This window comes from Blastococcus jejuensis, assembly GCF_039534705.1.
GTDB classification, from domain to species: Bacteria; Actinomycetota; Actinomycetes; order Mycobacteriales; family Geodermatophilaceae; genus Blastococcus_B; species Blastococcus_B jejuensis.
In genome coordinates this window covers 680,400-703,325 of sequence record NZ_BAAAVV010000001.1, presented here as the reverse complement: position 1 = coordinate 703,325, position 22,926 = coordinate 680,400, and the positions used below count along the sequence as shown (strand labels likewise).

Genomic DNA, 22,926 nt, shown 5'->3' with positions numbered 1-22,926 from the left:
GTCAGCGGTTGCGCCGGCGCGCCCGGGCGACGGCGCCGGCCAGGGCGACGAAGAGCCCGCCCAGCACCGCGGCGATGACCAGCGCGAGGACCAGCGGCGCCTCGACGTCGGTGAACACGAGGCTGATGTCGACGGTCTGGGTGTTGAAGACGACGAAGAGCACCAGCATCACGGTGACGAAGATCAGCAGCGCCAGGGCGAGGGTGCGCCCGATGGTGCGGCCGGTGCTGCGGGTGGGTGCGGCCGGCGGCGGTGCGGTCGGCCGCCCGGCGACCGGGCCCTGCCCCGGCTGCGCGCCGGGGGGCATGCCTCCCGGCGTCGGGTGTCCGGCCGGTCCGGTGGGCGGGAACTGCGGGTTCGTCACATCACTGAGTGTGCCCGTTCCCGGTGCCGGGCGGCAGGTCAGCGCGCCGCACGAGCCCCGATCAGTCGGCCAGCGCGGGGCCGGCCTCGTGGCGGGGATGGCCGGCCGTCCGCTCGCGCTGCTTCATCCGCGCCTCGTACACGTGCCGGTCTCCCCCGGCGAGCTCGTCGCGGGCCCGGGCGTCGAAGTCGCGGAACGTCGTCCAGTAGTTCGCGTCGTAGTCCTCGACGATCTGGAAGGTCCAGCGGTCGGCGATCACGTTGCGGCCGACGAGGTCGCGCTCCAGGTCGTCGGCCAGGACGGAGTGACCGGCCCGGCGCAGCAGGTCGACGGCGTCCTGCAGCAGCAGGTCGGCCTTGCCGGTCAGCTGGTGGAAGCCGTACAGCAGGCCGCGGGCCTGATCGACGGTCTCGAGGGCCTCGGAGAGCTTGCCCAGCCCCTCGACGGTGGTGTCGTCGAGGTCGGGCCGCGTGCGGTCGGTCGTCACCCGCCCATCGTGCGGCGGGCCGTCGACGGTCGCCCGTTCAGGCGCGGGCGATCGCCGCGTCGACGAGCTTCTCGGCGAGCTGCCGGCCGTGCGAGGCCGGGCCGTCGGGGCCGAGCAGGCCGCCGGAGAGGTACATGCCGTCGATGATCAGGTGGATCTGCGCGGCGAGGTCCTCCCCGTTGCCCGGGATGATCTCGTCGGCCAGCCGCTCCAGCCGCAGGTGCAGCTCGAACTTGTAGTCCGCGGCCGCGCTGCGGGCGGGGTGCTGGGGGTCGTCGTACTCGCTGCTGACGTTGGTGAACGGGCAGCCGCGGAAGCCGGTGCGGGTGACGTCGCGCTCGACCGCGTCGACCACCGAGAGCAGTGCCGCGCGCGGGTCGCCCTGGAGGCGGATCAGCTCGGCGTCGATGAAGCCGAGCACCGTCGCGGCCTTGCGGGCGAGGTAGGCGCCGACCAGGTCGTCCTTGCTCTTGAAGAGCCGGTAGACGGTCATCTTGCCCAGGCCGGTCTCGCGGACCAGCTCGTCCATGCCCACGCTGCGCGAGCTCCGGCCGGCGAACAGTCGCTCGGCGGTGTCCAGGACGATCGCCTGCCGCTCGGCGCGGCTGCGGCGGACCGGTGCGCCGCCTGCAGCATCTGCAGCGGCGAGGACGTCGGCGGCGAGAGTCGGGGCGGCGGTCACGCGGGAATGGTGCACCACATACGTGACGGAGCAGTTCGCGGCACGCCGAGGATGGTTGCTCTGGGTGACGAGGGGTGATCGGGAGCCGCGTGGCGGCGGGGGATCGTGGTGCCGGTGTGGCTACGGAAGGTGACCCTGAGGGTGGTCCTTCTTCAGTTGCGACGGATGCGGCGGGGGTTGGCCAGCATGCGGGCCACGCTCACGGAGGCCGCCTGCTCAGGGGTGCGGTTCTCCTCGGTCTGCTCCGACGAGTCGTCGGCTACCCGGATGTCGCGCTGCGTGTCGGCCATGGGTCAACTCTCCCCCGAGGCTCCGCCGTGGAAACAGCCCCGAACCGGTGATCCTGGTCGCGATGGCGTGAGATCTGCCTCACGTACGCCTCATGCCCGGAACGAGCGGACCAACGGATCCCACAGGTCCAGCGGGGCCGGGTAGGAGGCGTAGACGCTGAACCGGTCCACCGCCCCGGAGAAGCGCTCCTTCACCAGCCGCCCGACGTCCTCGGGCTCCGCGATCACCGCGAAGGTCCGCAGCACCTCGTCGTCGACCAGGTCGCGCATCGCCGTCCACTTGTCCTCGCGGCGGCCGACGGACAGGCCGTGCAACTCGTCGGCGAGCGACTCCCAGCCGTGCAGTTCGAGGACCGGCCGGTAGGCCGGCGTGCTGCCGTAGAACGCGATCGTCTCCTTGACCGCGGCGGCGGCCCGCGCCATCTCCTCCTCGGTCCGGCCGGACACCACCAGCCCCGGCAGGGTCACCGCCACCTGCTCGCGGCTGCGTCCGGACAACGCCAGCCCCTCGGCCAACGCGGGCAGCGTCCGCTCGCGCAGGTAGCGCTCGGTCGTGAAGCCGTGCACCAGCAGGCCGTCGGCGACCTCGCCGGCCAGCCGCGTCATGAGAGGCCCGACCGCCGCCAGATAGACCGGGGGCGGACCCCAGTCGTGGGCCGGCGGCGAGAACATCGGCGTCATCAGGGTGTGCCGGTAGTGCTCGCCCTCGAACCGCAGCGGCGTGCGGTGCTGCCAGGCGTTCCAGATCGCGTGCAGTGCGCCGATGAACTCGCGCATCCGCGCCGCCGGCGCGGTCCACGGCATCGAGAAGCGCCGCTCGACGTGGGCCTTGATCTGGGTGCCGAGTCCGAGCACGAACCGGCCGTGGGTGTAGCGCTGCAGGTCGTAGGCGGTCTGCGCCAGCGTCATCGGTGAGCGGGCGAAGGCGACCGCGATCGCGGTGCCCACCTGCAGGCGCTCGGTGGCCTGACCGGCGGCGAGCAACTGCAGGAAGGGGTCGTGGGCCACCTCCGACGCCCAGAGCCCGGCGTAGCCGCGGGCCTCGACGTCGCGGGCGGTGGCCGCCACGTCGTCGAACGCTGAGGGACCGGACGTCGTGGACAGCAGCGCGGCGTCGAGGAGCACGGCTGCCGAGCCTGCCCGACCCGGGGGCCCCTGGCCAGGGCGGGGCGCCCGACCGTAGGTTCGCACCGGGAGCCGGCAGCGTCGCCGGTGCCGAGGAGGTGGGCGTGGCGGACCGGGCCGAGCTGCTCGTCGACCTGCGGGCCGAGGGCGACACGCTCGACGCGGTGGTGGCCGACCTCGAGGACACCGCCTGGCTGGGGCCCACGCCCGCCGAGGGCTGGACCGTCGCCCACCAGGTCGCCCACCTCGCGTGGACCGACGACCAGGCGCTGCGGGCGGCCACCGATCCCGACGGGTTCACCCGCGCGGTCGCCGAGTCCGGTGCCCGCCTGGCCACCGTCGTCGACGACGCGGCGGCCGACGGCGCCCGGGAGCAGCCCGCCCGCCTGCTGGCCCGGTGGCGGTCGGGGCGGTCCGCGCTCGCCGAGCGGCTCGCCGCGCTCCCCGACGACGCGCGGCTGCCGTGGTTCGGCCCACCGATGAGCGTGGCGTCGATGGCCACGGCCCGGCTCATGGAGACCTGGGCGCACGGGCTCGACGTCACCGACGCGCTGCGGATGCCGCCGTCGGCCTCGCCGCGGCTGCGGCACGTCGCGCACATCGGCGTCCGCACGCGGGACTTCGCCTTCCGGCAGCACGGGCTGACCCCGCCGGACGAGCAGTTCCGCGTCGAGCTGGCGGCGCCGGACGCCGGCACGTGGGCGTGGGGGCCCGAGGACGCCGCCCAGCGGGTGACCGGCCCCGCGCTGGATTTCTGCCTGCGGGTGACGCAGCGTCGCCACCGCGACGACCTGGGCCTGACCGCCGTCGGCGCGGACGCCGACCGGTGGCTGGACCTCGCGCAGGCCTTCGCCGGCCCCCCGGGGCCGGGCCGGTTCCCGGTGGGGACGCCGTGACGCTGTTGCGGATCGGCAACGCGTCGGGCTTCTACGGCGACCGGCGGGCCGCGGTGCGCGAGATGCTGGAGGGCGGGCCGCTCGACGTCCTGACCGGTGATTACCTCGCCGAGCTGACCCTGCTCATCCTGGGCCGCGACCGGGTTCGCGATCCGGGTCTGGGCTACGCCCGCACCTTCCTCGCGCAGATGGAGGAGTGCCTGGGGCTCGCCGTCGACCGCGGTGTCGCGATCGTGGTCAACGCGGGCGGGCTGAACCCGGCGGGCCTGGCGACGGCGCTGCGCGAGCTGGCCGGCCGGCTGGGCGTGCCCGCCCGCGTGGCCCACGTGGAGGGCGACGACCTGCTCGCCCGCGCCGGTGACCTCGGCTTCGGGACGCCGCTGACCGCCAACGCCTACCTCGGGGCCTTCGGCATCGCCGAGTGCCTGCGGGCGGGCGCCGACGTCGTCGTCACCGGCCGCGTCACCGACGCCTCGCTGGTCGTGGGCCCGGCCGTCGCGCACTTCGGCTGGGGCCGCGACGACCTCGACGCCCTGGCCGGGGCCGTCGTCGCCGGTCACGTGCTCGAGTGCGGCGCCCAGGCCACCGGCGGCAACCTGTCCTGCTTCGGCGAGCACCCGGTGCAGCGGCTGCTGCACCCCGGCTTCCCGCTGGCCGAGATCGCCGCCGACGGAACGGCCGTGATCACCAAGCACCCCGGCACCGGCGGGATCGTCGACCGCGACACCGTCACCGCGCAGCTGCTCTACGAGATCGCCGGGGCGCGGTACGCCGGCCCCGACGTCGTCGCCCGCTTCGACACGATCGCCCTCGACGACGACGGGCCGGACCGCGTGCGGATCGCCGGCGCCCGCGGGGAGCCCCCGCCGCCCGAGGTCAAGGTCTGCCTCAACGCGCTCGGCGGGCACCGCAACGAGGTCACCTTCGTCCTCACCGGGCCCGACCTCGCGGCCAAGGAGGCGTTCGCCCGCGCGCAGTTCGAGGCGGCGCTGCCGGCCCGCCCCGCGGAGCTGGTGTGGTCGCGGCTGGGCGAGGGCCGGCCCGACGCCGACACCGAGGCGGCGGCCAGCGTGCTGCTGCGCTGCCAGGCCCTCGACCCCTCGGCCGAGGTGGTCGGCCGGGCCTTCAGCGGCGCCGCCGTGGAGATGGCGCTGGCCGGGTACCCGGGCTTCCACCTCACCGCGCCGCCGGGCAGCGGCTCGCCGTACGGCGTCTACACCGCCGCGTACGTGCCCCAGGCGGAGGTGGCGCACGTCGCGGTCCTGCCGGACGGCACGCGGGTCGACGTCGCCCCGCCCGCCGCCACCCAGCCCCTGCCGCCCCCCGAGCTTTCGGTACCGAAAGCTCCCGCGTCGTCCGGAGCTTTCGGTACAGAAAGCTTGACCCTGCCGACGCGGCGGGTGCCGCTGGGTGCCGTCGCCCGGGCCCGCAGCGGAGACAAGGGAGGGACGGCGAACGTCGGGCTCTGGACCCGCACCGACGAGGCGTTCGCCTGGCTCGCCGCGACGCTGACCCCCGAGAAGGTGCGCGAGCTCCTGCCGGAGGCCGCCGATCTGTCGGTGACCGTGCACGCCTTCCCGAACCTGCGCGCGGTGAATGTCGTGATCGACGGGCTGCTCGGTCGCGGGGTCGCCGCCAGCACGCGGTTCGACCCGCAGGGCAAGGCCGTCGGCGAGTGGCTGCGCGGCCGGCTGGTCGACGTCCCGGAGGCGCTGCTGTGACCGCCGATCCCTGGTCCACGCCCGAGCGCCGGGCGCTGCGCGAGGCGGCGGCCGGCTTCGTCACCCGCTCCGTCGTCCCGCACCTGGCCGGGTGGGAGGAGGCCGGCGAGGTGCCGCGCGACCTGCACCGGGCCGCCGCCGGCGCGGGCCTGCTCGGCATCGGCTTCCCCGAGGAGGTGGGTGGGCAGGGCGGCGACCTGGTCGACGTCGTCACGATGATGGAGGCGATGGTCGGCGCCGGTGCCTCCTCCGGCCTGCTCGCGGCGCTGTTCACCCATTCGATCGCCCTGCCGCACATCGTCGCGTCGGGCGACGAGGACCTGATCGACCGGTTCGTCCGGCCGACGCTGGCCGGGGAGCTGATCGGCTCGCTGGCGGTCACCGAACCCGACGGCGGCTCCGACGTGGCCGCGCTCCGGACGAGGGCACGCCGCGACGGGGACGACTACGTGGTCGACGGTGCCAAGACGTTCATCACCAGCGGCGGCCGGGCCGACTTCGTCACCACCGCCGTGCGCACGGGTGGACCGGGGGCGCGCGGCGTGAGCCTGCTCGTCGTCGAGCGCGGCACGCCCGGGTTCACCGTCACCCGCCGGCTGGCCAAGATGGGCTGGCTCTGCTCCGACACCGCCGAGCTGGGCTACGCCGGGGTGCGGGTGCCGGCCGGCAACCTGGTCGGCGAGGAGGGCACCGGCTTCGGCCGGATCATGCGGCAGTTCGTGACCGAGCGGCTGGCCCTGGCGGTGCACGCCTATGCCGTCGCCGACCGGGCGCTCGCGCTGACGCGGGCCTGGACCCGGGACCGGACGACGTTCGGCGCGCCGCTGGCCGCCCGGCAGGCCGTCGTCCACCGGCTGGTCGAGATGCACCAGCGGGTGGAGCTGGCCCGCACGTATGCGCGCTCGGTGGCCGTCCGGCACGCGGCCGGAGAGGACGTCACGGCCGACGCGTGCCTGGCCAAGAACGCCGCCGTCGCCGCCGGCGAGTGGGTGGTCGACCAGGCGGTGCAGCTGCACGGCGGCACCGGTTACCTGAGGGAGTCCGAGGTGGAACGGCACTACCGCGACGTGCGGATCCTGGGCATCGGCGGCGGCGCGACCGAGGTGCTGGCCGACCTCGCCGGCCGGCTGCTCGGCTACTCCGCGGCCCCCTCCCCCGCCCGGGCCCCGCGATGACCGTCCTCCGCTCGACCCTGGACACCGGCGCGGACGCGTACGGGGAGAACCGCGCGGCCATGCTGCGCGCGCTGGCCGATCTCGACGCCGAGCACGCGAAGGCCCTGGCCGGCGGTGGCGAGAAGTCGGTCGCCCGGCACCGGTCGCGCGGCAAGCTGCTGCCCCGCGAGCGGATCGAGCTGCTGCTCGACCAGGACAGCCCCTTCCTCGAGCTCTCGCCGCTGGCCGCGTGGGGCACCGACTTCGCCGTCGGGGCCAGCGTGATCACCGGCGTCGGCGTGATCGAGGACGTCGAGTGCGTGCTGATCGCCAGCGATCCGACCGTCCGCGGCGGCACCAGCAACCCGTGGACGCTGAAGAAGACGTTGCGGGCCATGCAGATCGCCCGGGAGAACCGGCTGCCGCTGATCAACCTCGTGGAATCCGGCGGCGCCGACCTGCCCACCCAGAAGGACATCTTCATCCCGGGCGGCCAGATCTTCCGCGACCTCACCCGGCTCTCGGCCGACGGCATCCCCACCCTCGCGCTGGTCTTCGGCAACTCCACCGCCGGCGGCGCCTACCTGCCCGGCATGAGCGACCACGTGGTGATGGTCGAGGGCGGGGCGAAGGTCTTCCTCGGCGGGCCGCCGCTGGTGCGCATGGCCACCGGCGAGATCGCCGACGAGGAGGAACTCGGCGGCGCCGCGATGCACGGCCGGGTCAGCGGCCTGGCCGACCACGTCGCCGTCGACGAACCCGACGCGCTGCGGATCGGACGGCGGATCGTCGCCCGGCTCAACTGGCGCAAGCGCGGCCCCGCGCCCGGCCCGTCGCTCGCCCCCCGGTACGCCGAGGACGAGCTGCTGGGGATCGTCGGCTCCGACCTGACGCGGCCGTTCGACCCGCGCGAGGTGCTGGCCCGCATCGTCGACGACTCCGACATCGACGAGGTCAAGCCGCGCTACGGACCGTCGCTGGTCACCGCGTGGGCCCGGATCCACGGGCACCCGGTCGGCGTCCTCGCCAACGCGCAGGGCGTGCTGTTCAGCCAGGAGGCGCAGAAGGCGGCGCAGTTCATCGCGCTGGCCAACCAGACCGACACCCCGCTGGTCTTCCTGCACAACACCACCGGCTACATGGTCGGCAAGGAGTACGAGCAGGCCGGGATCATCAAGCACGGCGCGATGATGATCAACGCCGTCGCCAACAGCCGCGTCCCGCACCTGTCGGTGCTGCTCGGCGCCTCGTACGGGGCCGGTCACTACGGGATGTGCGGCCGGGCGTACGACCCCCGGTTCCTGTTCGCCTGGCCGTCGGCGAAGTCGGCGGTCATGGGACCGGCCCAGCTCGCCGGGGTGCTGTCGATCGTCTCCCGCGCCGCCGCGGAGGCCCGCGGGACGCCGTTCGACGAGGAAGCCGACGCCGCCATGCGCGCCGCCGTCGAGGCGCAGATCGAGGCCGAGTCGCTGCCCGCCTTCCTGTCCGGCCGGGTCTACGACGACGGCGTCATCGACCCCCGCGACACCCGGACCGTGCTCGGTCTGTGCCTGTCGGCCGTGGCCAACCGCGAGATCGAGGGCGTCGGAGCCGGGCGCGGTGCCCCCGGCTTCGGCGTCTTCCGGATGTGAGGGGCCCCGTGATCACCCGAGTTCTGGTGGCCAACCGCGGCGAGATCGCCCGCCGGGTGTTCCGCACCTGCCGCGACCTCGGCATCGGCACGGTCGCGGTCTACTCCGACGCGGACGCCGACAGCCCGCACCGCCGCGAGGCCGATCGGGCCGTCCGGCTGCCCGGTTCGGCGCCCGGCGACACCTACCTGCGCGCGGACCTGATCGTCGACGCCGCCCGGGCGGCCGGGGCCGACGCCGTCCACCCCGGCTACGGCTTCCTGTCGGAGAACGCCGAGTTCGCCCAGGCCGTGCTGGACGCCGGGCTGGTGTGGATCGGACCCCCGCCGGCCGCGATCGCCGCGATGGGCTCCAAGGTCGAGGCCAAGCGGCTGATGGCCGACGCCGGGGTGCCGGTGCTCCCGGAGCTCGACCCCGGCACGGTCACCGCTGAGGACCTCCCCGTGCTGATCAAGGCGTCGGCCGGGGGCGGCGGGCGCGGGATGCGGATCGTGCGCACCCTCGCCGAGCTGCCCGGGGCGCTCGAGGGCGCCCGGAACGAGGCGGCGTCGGCGTTCGGCGATCCCACGGTCTTCTGCGAGCCCTACGTCGAGGCGGGCCGACACCTGGAGGTGCAGATCCTCGCCGACACCGCCGGCACGGTGTGGTCGCTGGGCGAGCGGGAGTGCTCGCTGCAGCGCCGTCACCAGAAGGTGGTCGAGGAGACGCCGTCGCCGATGGTCGACGACGCGCTGCGCGCCGAGCTGTCGGCGGCGGCGGTGGCCGCGGCGAAGGCGATCGACTACGTCGGCGCCGGCACCGTCGAGTTCTTCGCGAGCAATGACGGCAGCTTCTGGTTCCTCGAGACCAACACCCGCCTGCAGGTCGAGCACCCGGTCACCGAGTGCGTCACCGGGCTGGACCTGGTGGCGTGGCAGCTGCGGATCGCGGCGGGGGAGCGGCTGCCCGCCGCGCCGCCGGAGCCGCGCGGTGCCGCGATCGAGGCCCGGCTGTACGCCGAGGACCCGGCAGGGGGCTGGCGCCCGACCGGCGGGACGGTCCGCCGGTTCGCCGTCCCCGGGGTGGCCGCGGAGTTCGACGTCCCCGCGCGGCCGGGCATCCGGCTGGACTCCGGCGTCCTCGACGGCACGCCGGTCGGCACCGCGTACGACCCGATGCTGGCCAAGGTGATCGCGTGGGCGCCCACCCGGGCGGAGGCCGCCGCCCGCCTCGCCGCGGCCCTGGCCGGTGCCCGTGTCCACGGTCCGGTGACCAACCGCGACCTGCTGGTCCGCACCCTCCGGCACCCCGACTTCCTGGCCGGCCGCACCGACACCGCGTTCTTCGACCGGGTCGGGCTCGACGCGCTCGCGGCCCCGCTGGCCGGTGAGACGCAGCTCGGGCTGGCGCTCCTCGCCGCCGCGCTGGCGGGGGCGGCCGCCCGCCGCCGGGACGCGGCCGTGCTCGGGACGCTGCCGAGCGGGTGGCGGAACGTCCCGTCCCAGCCCCAGCGGGTCGCCTTCGCGCTCGGCGACGAGACCCTCGACGTCGAGTACCGGCTCACCCGCGACGGGCTGCTCACCGACGTCCCCGGACTGCGGCTGGTGTCGGCGACGCCCGACGAGGTGGTCGTCGAACTGGCCGGCGTGGAGCACCGCCTCGCCGTCGCCGTCGACGGCGACCTCGTGGACGTCGACGGCGACGGATGGGCGGTGGCGCTGCGCGAGCTGCCGCGATTCCTCGACGCCGCGGCGGTGGTGGCGCAGGGGTCGCTCGTGGCCCCGATGCCGGGCACCGTCGTCGCGGTGCACGTGGCGGCGGGGGATCGGGTCGCGGCCGGGCAGCCCCTGCTCGTGCTCGAGGCGATGAAGATGCAGCACCCCGTTGTGGCCCCGGCCGACGGCGTGGTGGGCTCGGTCGACGCCACGGTCGGTGCCCAGGTGGAGGCCGGCGCCGTGCTGGCCGTGATCGAGGCAGCCGTCATCGGACAGGAAGAGGATTCGTGAGTCTGGACTTCGACGAGGGCGACGAGCTGCGGGCGCTGCGCGCGGCGGTCGCCGACCTCGGCTCGCGCTACGGCCAGGCCTACTTCCTGGCGCAGGCACGGTCCGGCGGCACCACCGGGGAGCTGTGGGCCGACGCCGGCAAGGCCGGGTTCCTCGGCGTCAACCTGCCCGAGGAGTACGGCGGCGGGGGCGGCGGCATGGTCGAGCTCGCGCTGGTCTGCGAGGAGCTCGGCGCGGCCGGCTGCGGGCTGCTCATGATGGTCGTCTCGCCGGCGATCTGCGGCACCGTGATCGCGCGGTTCGGCACCGACGAGCAGAAGCAGCGATGGCTCCCGGGCCTGGCCGACGGCTCCTCGATCATGGCGTTCGCGATCACCGAGCCCGACGCCGGCTCGAACGCGCACGAGATCACCACGACCGCCCGGCGCGACGGCGACGAGTGGGTGCTCACCGGCCGCAAGACCTGGATCAGCGGGGTCGACCTCGCCGACGCGGTCCTCGTCGTCGGCAAGCTGGCCGACGGGCCGAAGGGGACCCTGCGGCCGGCGCTGTTCGTCGTCCCCACCGATGCGCCGGGCCTGTCCGCGCAGCCGATCCCGATGGAGATCGTCAGCCCCGAGCGCCAGTTCCAGGTGTTCCTCGACGACGTCCGGCTGCCCGCCGACGCCCTGGTCGGGCACCCCGACCAGGGGATCGCCCAGCTGTTCGCCGGGCTGAACCCCGAGCGGGTCATGGCCGCGGCCTTCTCGCTCGGCGTCGCCCGGCTGGCGATGCGCAAGGCCACCGACTACGCCCGCGAGCGCCGGGTCTGGGGCACGCCGATCGGCGCCCACCAGGGGCTGGCCCACCCGCTGGCCGCCTGCCAGATCGAGATCGAGCTGGCCCGGTTGATGACGCAGAAGGCGGCCTGGCTGATCGACGCCGGCCGCGACGCCGAGGCGGGGCTGGCGGCCAACAGCGCGAAGTACGCCGCCGCCGAGGCCGCCGCGCGCACCGTCGACCAGGCGGTGCAGACCCACGGTGGCGCCGGCCTGTCCCAGGAGTACGGCGTCGGCGCGCTGCTGGTCGCCTCCCGGTTGAGCCGGATCGCCCCGGTGAGCCGGGAGATGATCCTGAGCTTCGTCGCCCAGCACGACCTGCAGCTCCCCCGCTCCTACTGACCCGACCCAGCTTTCGGTACAGAAAGCTCACGCCTGCGGTGCAGTTCGCCGCGGGAGCGCCAGTGAGTCAGCCGACGGGGACGGGGGCGGGCAGCAGCGGCAGCAGGTCCCGGACGGCGGCGTCGTCGGGCAGCGCCCCGCGCGCACCCGCGCCGGTGGTCGACAGCGCCGCCGCGGTGACCGCGTAGCGGACGGCGTCGGCGAGCGGCTCCCCCGCGGCGAGCGCCGAGGCCAGCGCGCCGCAGAAGCAGTCGCCCGCCCCGGTGGTGTCCACCGGCTCGACCGGCGGCGGGACCTGCACCAGGGCCCGGCCCTCCTCCGGCACGACCAGCGCGCCGCGGGGACCGAGGGTGACCACGACGGCCGACGACGCGACCGATCGGGCCAGGGCGGCCAGCTCGGCCGGGGACCGCTCGCCCGGGTCGACCCCGGCGAGCTGGACCAACTCGTGCTCGTTCGGCACCAGGACGTCGACACGCGCCCAGAGCTCGTCGGGCAGCGGCCGCGGCGGTGCGGGGGTGAGCACGACCGTGCCGGTGGCGACCCGCGCCGCGGCGTGCACCGTCTCCATCGGCACCTCGAGCTGGAGCAGGACGACGGCGGCGGTGCGGACCACGTCGATCTCGACGTCGGCCACGCCGAGCTCGGCGTTGGCGCCCGGGACGACGACGATCAGGTTCTCCCCCGTGCCGTCCTCCACCGGGATCGTGGCGCTGCCCGTCGGCACCCCGGGGACCGCGTGCACGTGGTCCACGGCCACCCCGGCGGAGACCAGCGCGTCCCGCTGCCGCTGCCCGGCCGGGTCCGCCCCGACCCGGCCCACCATGTGCACGCCCGCACCCAGCAGGCCCGCGGCGGCGGCCTGGTTCGCGCCCTTCCCGCCGGGCGCGAGCGCGGCCGCCCGGCCGATCACCGTCTCCCCCCGGCCGGGCAGGCGGCCGACGGTGACCAGCACGTCCTCGTTCAGGCTGCCGACGACGGTGACGGACACGGGGCCTCCGGGGGGCGAGCGGCAGCGGCTGCCGCGATCATGGCGTCGTGACCACCGCGGACGCGCGAACGGTGGTCCGCGCGCCATGATCGCGCGGTGAGGCGGATGCGCAACGACCCGGCCCAGTACGACGAGCTGGCCGACCACTGGTGGCGTCCCGACGGTGAGTTCGCGGCGCTGCACTGGCTGGCGGCGTCGCGCGCCGAGCACATCCCGCCGGCCGCGCACCCGGGCTCGGTGCTGGTCGACCTCGCCTGCGGCGGCGGTCTGATGGGGCCGCACGTCGCGCGCCTGGGCTACCGCCACCTCGGCGTCGACATCGGGCTGCGCGGCCTCGAGATCGCCCGCGAGCACGGGGTGACGCCCGTCCGGGCCTCGGTGCTGGCCGTACCGCTGGCCGACGGGTGCGCCGACGTCGTCCTCGCCGGGGAGATCCTCGAGCACGTCGAGGACGACGTCGGGGTGCTCGCCGAGTGCGCCCGCCTGCTGCGGCCCGGGGGCACGCTCGTGCTCGACGCCCTCGCGGCCGGCCGGCTGTCGGTGCTGGTCAACGTGCACCTGCTGGAGCGCCTGCCGGGCGGGCCCCCCAGGGGTCTGCACGATCCCGCCCTCTTCGTCGACCGGGAGCGGCTGCTCGCCGCGGCCGACCGGCTGGGCCTGGACCTGCGCCTGGTCGGGCTGCGGCCCTCGCTGCGCGAGGCGATCGCGTGGCGACTCGGCCGCCGGAGCGCCGTCACCATGAAGCCCACCCGCTCCACCGCCGTCGTCTTCGCCGGTTACGGGCGCAAGCGCTGACGGGCGTGGGGGAAAGGCGCGTCGTACCGTCGGACAGATGACGCCGAGCCCGTGCGCCCCGGATCACCCGTGAGTGCCGCCGTCGTGACCGGTGCGGGCTCGGCCCTGCCCGCGACGATCGACCAGGACGCGGTCTGGGACGGTTTCTTCGCCCGGCACTACGCGGGCGTCCGCTCGGCCCGCCGCATCTTCGCCGGGGCCGGCGTCCGCCGCCGGCACGCGGTCGCCAGCCCGCTGGACGAGGACCTGAGCCAGTGGGGCACCGGCGCCCGCATGGAGCGCTACGTGCAGGAGGCGCTGCCGCTGGGCAAGCAGGCGGTGGCCGGGGCGCTGGACGCGGCCGGGCTCGCGCCCGGCGACGTGGGGCTCTTCGCCGTGGCCACCTGCACCGGGTACGCCACTCCCGGCCTCGACATCCGGCTGGCCAGCGACCTGGGCATGCCCGCCGGGCTGCAGCGGCTGCTGATCGGGCACATGGGCTGCTACGCCGCCGTCCCCGGGCTCGCCGCCGTCAGCGACTTCGTCACCGCCCGCTCGCGCCCCGCCGTGCTGCTCTGCTGCGAGCTGACCAGCCTGCACGTCCAGCCGGCGCAGGCCGATCTCGAGCAGGTGGTCGCCCACGCGCTGTTCTCCGACGCGGCGGCGGCCGTCGTCGTCGAGCCGGGCGCCGGGCGCGGACGGCGGATGGCGGGGGTCGTCGCCCGCACCGACCCGTCCACCGCCGACCACATGACCTGGGACGTCACCGATCTCGGCTTCCGCATGGGGTTGTCCCCGCGGGTTCCCGACGTCCTCGCCCGGCACGTGGGCGACGTCGTCGGCGAGCTGCTCGCCGGCGCGGGCCTGCGGGTCGAGGACGTCGCCGGGTGGGCGGTGCACCCCGGCGGCCCCCGCATCCTCGACGTCGTCCGGGACGAGCTCGGCCTGACCGAGGAGCAGATGGGCGCCTCGCGCAGGGTGCTCGCCGAGCACGGCAACTGCTCGTCCGCGACGGTCCTGCTGGTGCTCGAGGAGCTCGCCGACGTGGACGGTCCCGTGGTCGCGATGGCGTTCGGACCCGGGCTCACCCTCTACGCCGCGTTGCTGCTCCCGGCCTGAGAAAGGACCCCCTCCTCCCGCACGCTCGGAGCGGTGCGCTGGAGGGGGCCAGGGCGCTAGCGTCCGGAGGCGAACCGGGAGGGGGTCCCCATGGTCGCTGCGGTACCGGTACGGGTCTTCCTCGTCGACGACCACGAGGTGGTCCGCCGCGGCGTGGCCGAGGTGCTCGAGGACGATCCGGGCATCACCGTGGTCGGCGAGGCGGGCAGCGTGACCGACGCTCTGGCGCGCGTGCCGGCCGTGCGTCCCGACGTCCTCGTCGTCGACATGCGGCTGCCCGACGGTGACGGGGCCGAGCTCTGCCGCGGGCTGCGGCACCGCGTGCCCGGGCTCCGCTGTCTGGTCCTCACCAGCTTCTCCGAGGAGGAGGCCCTCCACGCCGCGCGACGGGCCGGGGCGGCGGGCTTCCTGCTCAAGCAGGTCCGCGGCCCGGCCCTGGTGTCGGCGGTGCGGACCGTCGCGGCGGGCGGCACGCTGTACGACCAGGTGCCTCCCGGCCCGCCGCGGGCACGGGGCCCGGCCGCGGCCGGAGGCGACCGGTTGGGCCTGCTCACCGATCAGGAGCGCACGGTGCTGCGGCTGATCGGGGAGGGCCTGACCAACCGCCAGATCGGTGTCCGGATGGGGCTGGCCGAGAAGACGGTGAAGAACTACACCAGCCATCTCCTGGCGAAGCTCGGGCTCGAGCGGCGCACCCAGGCGGCGATCCTCGCCACCGAGCTGCGCGACCGCGCCGCCACCTGACGGTCAGGCGGCGGCGGAGCGGCGGGGCGCGATCCAGCACACCTCGGTGCCCGATCCCCCGGTGCGGATGCTGAACCGGCCCCCGCGGCGCTCGGCCCGGTCGGCGAGGTTGGCCAGGCCGCTGCGCACGGTCACCGGCGGCAGGCCCGCGCCGTCGTCGGTGACGGTGACCCGGACCTCGTCGCCGGCGCTCACCGTGACCGTCACGCGCTGCGCACGGGCGTGCCGCACGACGTTGGTGACCAGCTCCCGGACGACCGCCACGAGGTCGGGGGTGAGTTCGCGCGGGAGGTCGTCGACGGCGCCGCGGAAGCGGAGGTCGCGCTGCAACGCGTGGCCCTCGGTGGCCTGCCGGACGACGTCGGTCAGCTGGCGGCGGACCGTCGAGGGCTCGGGTCCGGTCTCCTGCTGCAGCTCGAAGATCGCCGCCCGGATCTCGGCCATCGTGCCGTCGAGCTCGTCGACGCTCGCCGAGAGGCGGGCCGCCGCCTCCGGATTCCGCGGCGCCAGCGACCGGCTGAGCCGGTCCAGCGACAGCGCGGTCGCGAAGAGTCGCTGCACGACGTGGTCGTGCAGGTCGCGGGCGATCCGGTCCCGGTCGGCCTGCAACCGCAGCTGCCGTTCCCGCTGCTGCGCGCGGGCGAGTTCGAGGATCACCGAGGCGCGGGCGGCGAAGGTCGACAGCAGCTGCAGGTCGTCGTTGCGGAACGGCTCGCGGCCGGCGGTCCGCATGGCGACCAGCAGGTCACGATCGGGCGGGCTGCCGACCGGCGCGATCAGTGCCGGGCCGTAGCCGGCCGTCAGCTCCACGACCGTCGCCGCGCGCCGGCCGAGGACCGCCATGGTGCTGATGTCGTCGATCAGCCGGGCGACGCCGGCCTGATGGGTGGAGCCGACGTAGGTGCCCTCGATCGGGATGCGCACCCCCTCCACGTCGCCGGCCGCCTTCCCCTCCGCGGCGACGATGGTGAGGCTCTCGTCGTCGTCCACGCTCGGGGCGAGGACCGCGCAGAGGTCCGCCGGCGCCAGATCGGCGACGCGCGTGGCGACCGAGCGCAGCACGTCGTCGGGTTCGGCGCCGGACAGCAGGGCGGTGGTCATGTCCGTCCCGGCCTGCCGCCACCGGTCCCGGAGTTCCGTCTGCTCGACCAGCCGCGCGTTGCCGATCGCCAGCCCGGCGACGGCGGCCAGTGCCTGGGCGATCTCGATGTCGACGTCGGTGAACGATCCGCCGGCCTGCTTCTCCGTGAGATAGAGGTTGCCGAAGACGGCGTCCCCGACCCGCACCGGCACACCCAGGAACGACCGCATGGGCGGGTGACCCGCGGGGAAGCCGATCGAGTCGGGGTGCAGGCCGAGATCCTCGAGCCGCAGGACCTCGGGCTCGGCGACGAGCAGGCCGAGGATGCCCTGGCCCGTCGGCAGGAGGCCGATGCGCTCGGCCTCGGCCTCGTCGATCCCGGCGATGACGAACCGGTCGAGGCCTCGCCCGTCGGGCGAGAGCACCCCGAGCGCTCCGTAGGCGGCGCCGACGTGCCGGACGGCGGCGTGCACGATGTCGCGCAGGGTGGCCTCCAGCCGGCTCCCGGACGCCGCCGCCTTCACCGCGGCGGCGAGCACGGGGACGCTCAACGCCGGCGGGTCGGACCGGTCACCGGTCGCCACGGTGTCCGGAAGGTCGGGCGGGGACACGGCCCGACGGTAGGAGGCTCGGCCGGGCAGGGGAAGTCGCCCGGGGACGGGGGAGCGCGGTCATGCGCCTCGAGCGAGGCGACGCGTCGGAGTGCGGGGCACGGCCTGGCGGAGCAGGGTCTTGCTGCCGGCCCCGACGAACACGAGGTCGGCGCCCCGCGCGGCTGCGGTCAGCGCGTCGAAGACCGGGCGGGCCAGGACCTGGGTGCGGCTGCGGCCCTGCACGCCGGTCTCGGCGATGGCGCGCAGCACCTGCGCCTCGAGCCGGTCGTGCGCGGCCAGCTGGGCCCGGAGCGCGCCTCGGCTCGCGCCGCCGAGGGGGTCGTCCTCCGGGGTGTCGAGGACGCAGACGGCGACCACCGTGGCCTCCCGTCGTGCGGCCTCGCGCAGCGCCCAGACCAGGGCGCCGTGCGTCGCGGGCGTGTCGTCGACCTCGACGACCAGCCACGGGTTCTGCCGGCGGGGGAGCAGCGGCGGGAGGCGCAGCGGCTCGACGCTCGCACGCGGCTCCGGGACAGCGGGGTCGACCGACCGGTCGTCACCGTGCGGAGCGGGCTGTGCCTGCTCGGGTTCCCACGGTGACCGGGTCTCGCTCATGGGGGGATCGTGACCGGCGCGCGGGGGCCACCCCAGGGACCTAGGACCCGGCTGCGGACTGCACTCGGTTGTCGTTCCGGAACTGGTGCCATGCGCACGCGTGTCAGCACTCTGCGTGATCTGTGGAAACCGGCACGGTGAGCAAACGCCGGGTGCCCCCGGCGCGCGATGCGCCCTCGCGTGCGCTCTCCGCACGAAAGGAGGGGTGCCCCCCGGAAGGGGTGGATCGGAGCACGTTCTCAAGGAGGACGGCGCCGCATCCGATGGATAGGCATGAGCTTGCTCCGCCGCGCGCGCGGACTCAGCCTGCTGACCCGCTTCGGCGTGGCCAGCCTCGTGCTGACCATCGCGGTGGGGTTCGTGCTGTCCTCGGTGCTCAGCACCGCCATCACGGAGCGTGCCCGCGAGCAGGCCGAGTGGACCGTGCTCGTCGCCGTCCGGCTCGGCCTTCAGCCGCAGCTGTCACCGGAGGATCTCGAGCAGGGCATCGACCCGGCGCGACTGGCTCCCGTCGGCGCCGCCGTCCAGGGCGCCGCGGCCGATCTGCAGCGCGGTGGCGCCGAGCTCGACGACATGGACCCGGTCGAGCTGAAGATCTTCAACCGCGACGGCGAGATCGTCTACTCCGACGAGGCGGACCTGATCGGCCGCACGACCGAGTCCGACGAGTTCGAGGCGGCGCTGCGCGGTGAGGTCGTCTCCGGCTTCTCGCACAGCACGACGGACTCCGACGACAGCGAGATCGGCGACCGCCGGCTGCTCGAGGTCTACGTCCCGGTCCAGTTCGAGGGCTCGGCCACCCCGGACGGCGTCGCCGAGCTCTACCTGCCCTACGCGCCGGTCGCCGAGGCCGTCGAGGCCGACGTCGAGAAGCTCACCTGGACCCTGGTGATCGGGCTCACGGTCTTCTACGGAGGCCTCTTCCGGTTCATCGCCAGCGCCTCGGGCAAGCTGCGCCGGCAGACCGCCGAGCTGCAGGTGTCCGCCGACCGCGACCGCCACCAGGCGACCCACGACGCCCTGACCGGCCTGCCCAACTGGGAACTGCTGCGCGACCGGCTCGAGCAGGCCCTCGTGGCGGCCGGCCGATCCGACGACGAGGTCGCCCTCCTGCTCATCGACCTCGACCGGTTCAAGGAGATCAACGACACGCTCGGGCACACCTACGGCGACAAGCTGCTCCGCCAGGTGGGCCCGCGCCTGCAGTCGGTGCTCCGCGAGGGAGACACGATCGCGCGACTGGGCGGCGACGAGTTCGCCGTCCTGCTGCCGACCGTCGACGGCGAGTCGGAGGCCCGGCTGGTGGCCGAGCGGTTGCGCGAGTCGCTGCACCGCGCCTTCGACGTCGACGGCGTCGTCCTCGACGTCGAGGCCAGCGTGGGCATCGTGCTCTCCCCGTGGCACGGCACCGGCACCGAGGACCTGCTGCGCAACGCCGACATCGCGATGTACGCGGCCAAGGAGCTCAAGGGCGCCGCGGTGGTCTTCGAGCCGGAGGAGCACGCCACCGCCCCCAACCGGCTGACCGTGCTGGGCGACCTGCGCCGCGGCCTGGAGGCCGAGGGCGAGCTGTTCCTGCACTACCAGCCCAAGATCACCCTGGACGGCGAGCGGATCGAGGGCGTCGAGGCCCTGCTGCGCTGGCAGCACCCGACCCAGGGTCTCGTTCCGCCCGGCGACTTCATCCCCGTGGCCGAGGGGACCGGCATCATCCTGCGGCTCACCGAGCGCGTGCTCCAGATGGCCCTCGCCCAGCAGCGGACGTGGCTCGACGCCGGCCACCCCGTCCCGGTCGCGGTGAACCTCTCCACGCGCTGCCTGCTCGACGCCGGCCTCCCCGACATGGTGCAGCGGTTGCTCACCGAGCACCGCGTGCCGGCGTCCCTGCTGCGGCTCGAGGTCACCGAGAGCGCCGTCATGGGCGACGCCGCCCGCTGCATGGACGTGCTGCAGCGGCTGCACGACCTCGGCGTGCGGCTGTCGATCGACGACTTCGGCACCGGCTACAGCTCGATGGCCTACCTGCGCCGGCTGCCCGTCGACGAGCTCAAGATCGACCGCTCGTTCGTGCTGGGCATGTGCACCACCGCGCAGGACGCCGTCCTGGTGCGGACCGCGATCGACCTGGGCCACAACCTGGGCCTGACCGTCGTCGCCGAGGGCGTCGAGGGCGCGGAGCACGTGGACGCGCTGCGCACCCTCGGCTGCGACATCGCCCAGGGCTACCACTTCGCCCGCCCGATGCCCGCGGCGCAGCTCTCGGAGCTGCTCGCGACGGTCGGCACGATCCACGACACCGAGGTTCCCGCCGGGTCGTGACCTGCCCGACCCCTGACTCGTTGTGCCCGGTACCCCGTCGTACCGGAGCCCTCGACGTCAGGACGGTCGCATGCCCCAGCTCTCCCGTCGCCAGCTGATGACTGGTGCGGCCCTCGCGGCCGGCGCCGCGGTGCTGCACCCGGGCGTCGCCCAGGCAGGCCCCGCCGGGGGCGGCGGGCGGACGCTGTCCGCGGACGTCGTCGTCGTGGGGGCCGGGCTCGCCGGACTGACCGCGGCCCGGGCGCTGACCGCGGCCGGGCGCCGGGTCGTGGTGCTCGAGGCCCGGGACCGGGTCGGCGGGCGCACGCTGAGCCACCCGCTGCCCGGCGGGCACGTGGCCGACCTCGGCGGCACCTGGATCGGTCCGACGCAGAACGCGGTGGCCGAGCTGGCCACCGAGCTCGGGCTCGACACGTTCGCCCAGGTGGACGACGGGAACGCGCTCTACTACAGGGACGGCGTCGTCCTCCCGTATCCCAGCGGCGGCCCGACCGGCGGCGCCCCGCCAGACCCGACGATCCTCCCGGACCTGGTCGCCGTCATCGCGCTCATCGACGAGATGTCGACGAAGGTGCCGGTCGACGCGCCGTGGACCGCCGCCGACGCCGAGGACTGGGACCGCCAGACCCTCGAGACCTGGCTCCGCGAGCACACCACCTCCCCCCAGACGCGGGAGGTCGCCTCCGCCGCGTTCAACGCGCTGTTCGGGGCCGAGGCCCGCGAGATCTCGCTGCTCTACGCGCTCTGGTACGTCGCCTGCGCCGGCGACGAGGACAACCCCGGGACCTTCGAGCGGCTGATCGACGTGCGGGGCGGCGCCCAGGAGCGACGCTTCGTCGACGGCGCGCAGTCGCTGTCCCTCCGGATGGCCGCCGCCCTCGGCGAGCGCGTGCAACTGTCGGCCCCGGTGCGGTCGGTGGTCCAGACGGCCGACGGCGTCCGCGTGGTGAGCGACCGGCTCAGCGTGCAGGCCTCGCGCGCGATCATCGCCGTCCCCCCGAACCTGGCCGGCCGCATCGACTACGACCCGCCGCTGCCGACCGCGCGCGACCACTACACGCAGCACAGCCCGCAGGGGCGGCTGATGAAGGTGGAGGCGGTCTACGACCGGCCCTTCTGGCGGGACGCCGGGCTGACCGGTGCCGTGGTCAGCGACACCGGCCCCGGGAAGATCTGCTACGACGTGACGCCCGCCGACGACAGCATCGGGGGTCTGCTCGCCTTCGTCGGTGGCGACGAGGCGCGCCGGTGGGGCGATGACCACGCGGCGCTGCAGGCGGCGGTCCTGGACCAGCTCGTCACGTTCTTCGGGCCACAGGCGGCCGCACCGCGCGAGGTCGTCGTCCAGGACTGGAGCGACGAGGTGTGGAGCCGCGGCGGACCGGTGCACCTGCTCGGACCAGGCGCGCTGACCCAGGACCGCGAGGCGATCTGGGCGCCCGTCGGCCGGCTGCACTGGGCGGGCACGGAGACGGCGACGTTCTGGCACGGCTACATGGACGGCGCGATCTCGTCCGGCCGGCGCGCCGCGGCCGAGGTGCTCGCGGCGAGGTGATGTGCCGCATGGACGGGGGCCGGGGCGGGTAGCGCCGAGGCTCGGAGAGGAGCACGTCATGGCTACCAGGGCGAGCGTGAAGAACGAGAAGCAGTACGAGGCGCTCAAGGACAAGGGCATGTCGAAGGAGCGGGCCGCCAAGATCGCCAACTCCCCGGACGCGTCCAGCAAGGGCGGGAAGAAGTCCGGGTCGGGTGGCGACCCGAAGCAAGGCGGCACGACCGCCCAGAAGAAGAAGGCGGGACGGAAGGGCGGCAAGGCCGCGGCCAAGAAGTCGTGACCATGCTCTGGTGAGAGGCGTGGAGCGGGTGACGAGAATCGAACTCGCACTGTCAGCTTGGGAAGCTGATGTTCTACCATTGAACTACACCCGCGTGTGGCCCTCAGATGTTACCTGGCAGGCCCGCGGGCACGACCAGCCCCCCTGTGCGCGCCGGCCCACTCCTCGGCGAGCGCGACGCGGCCCTCGGTGAGTGCGGGCCAGTCGGCCTGCTGCACGCGGAAGGGGCCGGTCGCCAGGCCCACCAGGACCGCCGCCACCCGCGGTCGCACCTGGGCCGCGGGCCACCGGCCGAGGGCGTGGTCCTCCACGGCCCGCCGGTAGCGGACGGCCGTGGCCGGCTCGGGGAGGATGTGCTCGAGCAGGACGACGTGCCCCAGCAGCGTGGCCCAGTCGTCGATGCGGTGCCCCCGGCCGACGGTGTCGACGTCGAGCAGCCCGACGACCGCGCCGTGCTCGACCAGCAGTTGCGACTCGTAGAAGTCGCCGTGCACCGGTACCGCGGGGTGGCCGCCGGGATCGGCGGCGGCGAGGGCGGCGCACAGCGCGTCCAGCCGGGGGCGCAGCTCACCGGCCACCGCGCCCAGGACGGCGGCGTGGTCGGGTACCCGGGCCAGCGCGTCTCCCGGGGGCCGGCTCCCGGCGGCCCGGAGGTCGGCAGCGGCTGCAGGGAACGCGTCGAGCAGACGCTCGAGCTCGGCGGGGGAGGGCAGGCCCCGGCCGTTGCCGGCGAGCAGGGGGCGCATCGGCTCCCCCGGCAGGCCCGGCAGGACCAGGACGCCGTCCTCGGTGGCGGCGAGCACCGGCGGCACCGGCACGGCGCCGGCCAGGACGCGGTGACGCTCGGCCAGGCGGCCGAGCACGGCCGGGCGCACGACCTTCAGGAAGAACGGGCCGGCCGACGACTCGACCTGCACGACGGCCCGCCGTCCGGGGCGGTAGGAACGCAGGCGGAGCCGGACCGGGCCCGTCGCGAGCCCGAGCCGCTGGAGGGTGGCCGCGACCGCGGCGCCGGAGGACGCCCAGGCCAGCGCGGGCAGGGCCGGATCGTGCGGCCAGCGCCACACGCCGACCCGGATCCGGTGCCCGTCGGCGGTGGCCGGGACGATCGTGGCGCCGCCGGGGATGCGGTTGCCGGTGGTCGCGACGAGCGACTCCCGCGTCTGCCGGCCGTCGGCCCAGGCGACCGTGGCCGAGTACCGGACGGTCGCCGCCCCGTCGGGCTGCAGCGTGACGCCCGTGGGGTCGAGCCGCTCCACGCGGCCCCCGTCGAGCACCCCGGACCACAGGCCGCCGGCCGCCGCGCCCGTCAGCAACCGGAGGGCGGGCGGCCGGGTCGGGGGCACCCGCCCACGTTAGG

At 75.1% G+C, this 22,926-nt stretch carries 21 protein-coding genes and 1 tRNA gene; 12 read left to right on the top strand and 10 right to left on the bottom strand.

All coding sequences use genetic code 11. The annotated features are described in order from the left end of the window. Nucleotide 1: 1 nt before the first annotated feature. From ABD644_RS03405 to ABD644_RS03385, 5 genes are all read right to left on the bottom strand, one after another. Entirely contained in the window at nucleotides 2–364 is a 363-nt protein-coding gene (locus ABD644_RS03405) for a lipopolysaccharide assembly protein LapA domain-containing protein (protein ID WP_344687100.1), read from the bottom strand. Between the two features lie 61 nt (nucleotides 365–425). Continuing rightward, nucleotides 426–851: a hypothetical protein gene (locus ABD644_RS03400; protein ID WP_344687099.1), complete on the bottom strand. Its 426-nt coding sequence runs from the start codon at nucleotides 849–851 to the stop codon at nucleotides 426–428. 37 nt (nucleotides 852–888) lie between these two features. Continuing rightward, nucleotides 889–1,533, bottom strand: coding sequence for a TetR/AcrR family transcriptional regulator (locus tag ABD644_RS03395; RefSeq protein WP_344687098.1), 645 nt, complete (start codon nucleotides 1,531–1,533; stop codon nucleotides 889–891). Nucleotides 1,534–1,685: 152 nt separating this feature from the next. Next, nucleotides 1,686–1,823: a hypothetical protein gene (locus tag ABD644_RS03390; RefSeq protein WP_344687096.1), complete on the bottom strand. Its 138-nt coding sequence runs from the start codon at nucleotides 1,821–1,823 to the stop codon at nucleotides 1,686–1,688. Between the two features lie 90 nt (nucleotides 1,824–1,913). Further along, nucleotides 1,914–2,948 carry a TIGR03617 family F420-dependent LLM class oxidoreductase gene (locus ABD644_RS03385; RefSeq protein ID WP_344687095.1) on the bottom strand — a complete coding sequence of 345 codons (1,035 nt, stop codon included), beginning with the start codon at nucleotides 2,946–2,948 and terminating at the stop codon, nucleotides 1,914–1,916. A 104-nt stretch (nucleotides 2,949–3,052) separates the two neighbouring features. On the opposite strand from ABD644_RS03385, the gene ABD644_RS03380 reads away from it, so the two are divergent. Genes ABD644_RS03380 through ABD644_RS03355 form a run of 6 tightly spaced genes read left to right on the top strand, consistent with a single transcriptional unit; the run spans nucleotide 3,053 to nucleotide 11,495 of the window. Further along, nucleotides 3,053–3,844, top strand: a complete 792-nt coding sequence (locus ABD644_RS03380) for a TIGR03084 family metal-binding protein (protein WP_344687094.1) — start codon at nucleotides 3,053–3,055, stop codon at nucleotides 3,842–3,844. Beyond that, the gene (locus ABD644_RS03375; protein WP_344687093.1) at nucleotides 3,841–5,565 is read left to right on the top strand and encodes an acyclic terpene utilization AtuA family protein; all 1,725 of its coding nucleotides are present in this window, start codon (nucleotides 3,841–3,843) and stop codon (nucleotides 5,563–5,565) included. The genes ABD644_RS03380 and ABD644_RS03375 overlap by 4 nt, the downstream gene beginning before the upstream one ends. Beyond that, nucleotides 5,562–6,740: an acyl-CoA dehydrogenase family protein gene (locus ABD644_RS03370; protein ID WP_344687092.1), complete on the top strand. Its 1,179-nt coding sequence runs from the start codon at nucleotides 5,562–5,564 to the stop codon at nucleotides 6,738–6,740. The genes ABD644_RS03375 and ABD644_RS03370 overlap by 4 nt, the downstream gene beginning before the upstream one ends. Next, nucleotides 6,737–8,350, top strand: coding sequence for an acyl-CoA carboxylase subunit beta (locus ABD644_RS03365; RefSeq protein WP_344687090.1), 1,614 nt, complete (start codon nucleotides 6,737–6,739; stop codon nucleotides 8,348–8,350). The genes ABD644_RS03370 and ABD644_RS03365 overlap by 4 nt, the downstream gene beginning before the upstream one ends. An 8-nt stretch (nucleotides 8,351–8,358) precedes the next feature. Further along, complete coding sequence (locus ABD644_RS03360) at nucleotides 8,359–10,335, top strand: ATP-binding protein (protein WP_344687089.1); 1,977 nt, start codon at nucleotides 8,359–8,361, stop codon at nucleotides 10,333–10,335. Then, entirely contained in the window at nucleotides 10,332–11,495 is a 1,164-nt protein-coding gene (locus ABD644_RS03355) for an acyl-CoA dehydrogenase family protein (protein WP_344687087.1), read from the top strand. The genes ABD644_RS03360 and ABD644_RS03355 overlap by 4 nt, the downstream gene beginning before the upstream one ends. 67 nt (nucleotides 11,496–11,562) lie before the next feature. Here the strand turns inward: ABD644_RS03355 and ABD644_RS03350 are convergent, their stop codons facing one another. After that, a complete protein-coding gene (locus ABD644_RS03350) occupies nucleotides 11,563–12,486 on the bottom strand; it encodes a ribokinase (protein WP_344687086.1) in 924 nt (307 codons plus the stop codon). Nucleotides 12,487–12,591: 105 nt separating this feature from the next. On the opposite strand from ABD644_RS03350, the gene ABD644_RS03345 reads away from it, so the two are divergent. The 3 genes from ABD644_RS03345 (at nucleotide 12,592) to ABD644_RS03335 (ending at nucleotide 15,123) form a co-directional block, all read left to right on the top strand. Beyond that, on the top strand, nucleotides 12,592–13,281 hold the full coding sequence (locus ABD644_RS03345) for a methyltransferase domain-containing protein (RefSeq protein WP_344687199.1): 690 nt from the start codon (nucleotides 12,592–12,594) through the stop codon (nucleotides 13,279–13,281). Nucleotides 13,282–13,350: 69 nt separating this feature from the next. After that, nucleotides 13,351–14,379, top strand: a complete 1,029-nt coding sequence (locus ABD644_RS03340) for a type III polyketide synthase (RefSeq protein WP_344687085.1) — start codon at nucleotides 13,351–13,353, stop codon at nucleotides 14,377–14,379. A gap of 90 nt (nucleotides 14,380–14,469) precedes the next feature. Next, a complete protein-coding gene (locus ABD644_RS03335; protein WP_344687084.1) occupies nucleotides 14,470–15,123 on the top strand; it encodes a response regulator transcription factor in 654 nt (217 codons plus the stop codon). A 3-nt stretch (nucleotides 15,124–15,126) separates the two neighbouring features. On the opposite strand, the gene ABD644_RS03330 is transcribed toward ABD644_RS03335, so the two are convergent. Together ABD644_RS03330 and ABD644_RS03325 are read right to left on the bottom strand one after the other, a co-directional pair. Continuing rightward, nucleotides 15,127–16,815: a sensor histidine kinase gene (locus tag ABD644_RS03330; RefSeq protein ID WP_344687083.1), complete on the bottom strand. Its 1,689-nt coding sequence runs from the start codon at nucleotides 16,813–16,815 to the stop codon at nucleotides 15,127–15,129. Nucleotides 16,816–16,875: 60 nt separating this feature from the next. Next, the gene (locus ABD644_RS03325; RefSeq protein ID WP_344687082.1) at nucleotides 16,876–17,412 is read right to left on the bottom strand and encodes a universal stress protein; all 537 of its coding nucleotides are present in this window, start codon (nucleotides 17,410–17,412) and stop codon (nucleotides 16,876–16,878) included. Between the two features lie 273 nt (nucleotides 17,413–17,685). On the opposite strand from ABD644_RS03325, the gene ABD644_RS03320 reads away from it, so the two are divergent. The 3 genes from ABD644_RS03320 to ABD644_RS03310 all read left to right on the top strand — a co-directional run bounded on the left by ABD644_RS03320 (nucleotide 17,686) and on the right by ABD644_RS03310 (nucleotide 21,566). Further along, complete coding sequence (locus ABD644_RS03320; protein ID WP_344687081.1) at nucleotides 17,686–19,731, top strand: putative bifunctional diguanylate cyclase/phosphodiesterase; 2,046 nt, start codon at nucleotides 17,686–17,688, stop codon at nucleotides 19,729–19,731. 70 nt (nucleotides 19,732–19,801) lie between these two features. After that, nucleotides 19,802–21,286, top strand: a complete 1,485-nt coding sequence (locus ABD644_RS03315; protein ID WP_344687080.1) for a flavin monoamine oxidase family protein — start codon at nucleotides 19,802–19,804, stop codon at nucleotides 21,284–21,286. Nucleotides 21,287–21,344: 58 nt separating this feature from the next. Continuing rightward, nucleotides 21,345–21,566 carry a DUF7218 family protein gene (locus tag ABD644_RS03310; RefSeq protein WP_344687079.1) on the top strand — a complete coding sequence of 74 codons (222 nt, stop codon included), beginning with the start codon at nucleotides 21,345–21,347 and terminating at the stop codon, nucleotides 21,564–21,566. A 20-nt stretch (nucleotides 21,567–21,586) separates the two neighbouring features. Here the strand turns inward: ABD644_RS03310 and ABD644_RS03305 are convergent. Both ABD644_RS03305 and ABD644_RS03300 read right to left on the bottom strand, forming a co-directional pair. After that, a tRNA-Gly gene (locus ABD644_RS03305) sits at nucleotides 21,587–21,660 on the bottom strand. A 16-nt stretch (nucleotides 21,661–21,676) separates the two neighbouring features. Further along, entirely contained in the window at nucleotides 21,677–22,912 is a 1,236-nt protein-coding gene (locus tag ABD644_RS03300; RefSeq protein ID WP_344687078.1) for a hypothetical protein, read from the bottom strand. Nucleotides 22,913–22,926 lie beyond the last annotated feature (14 nt).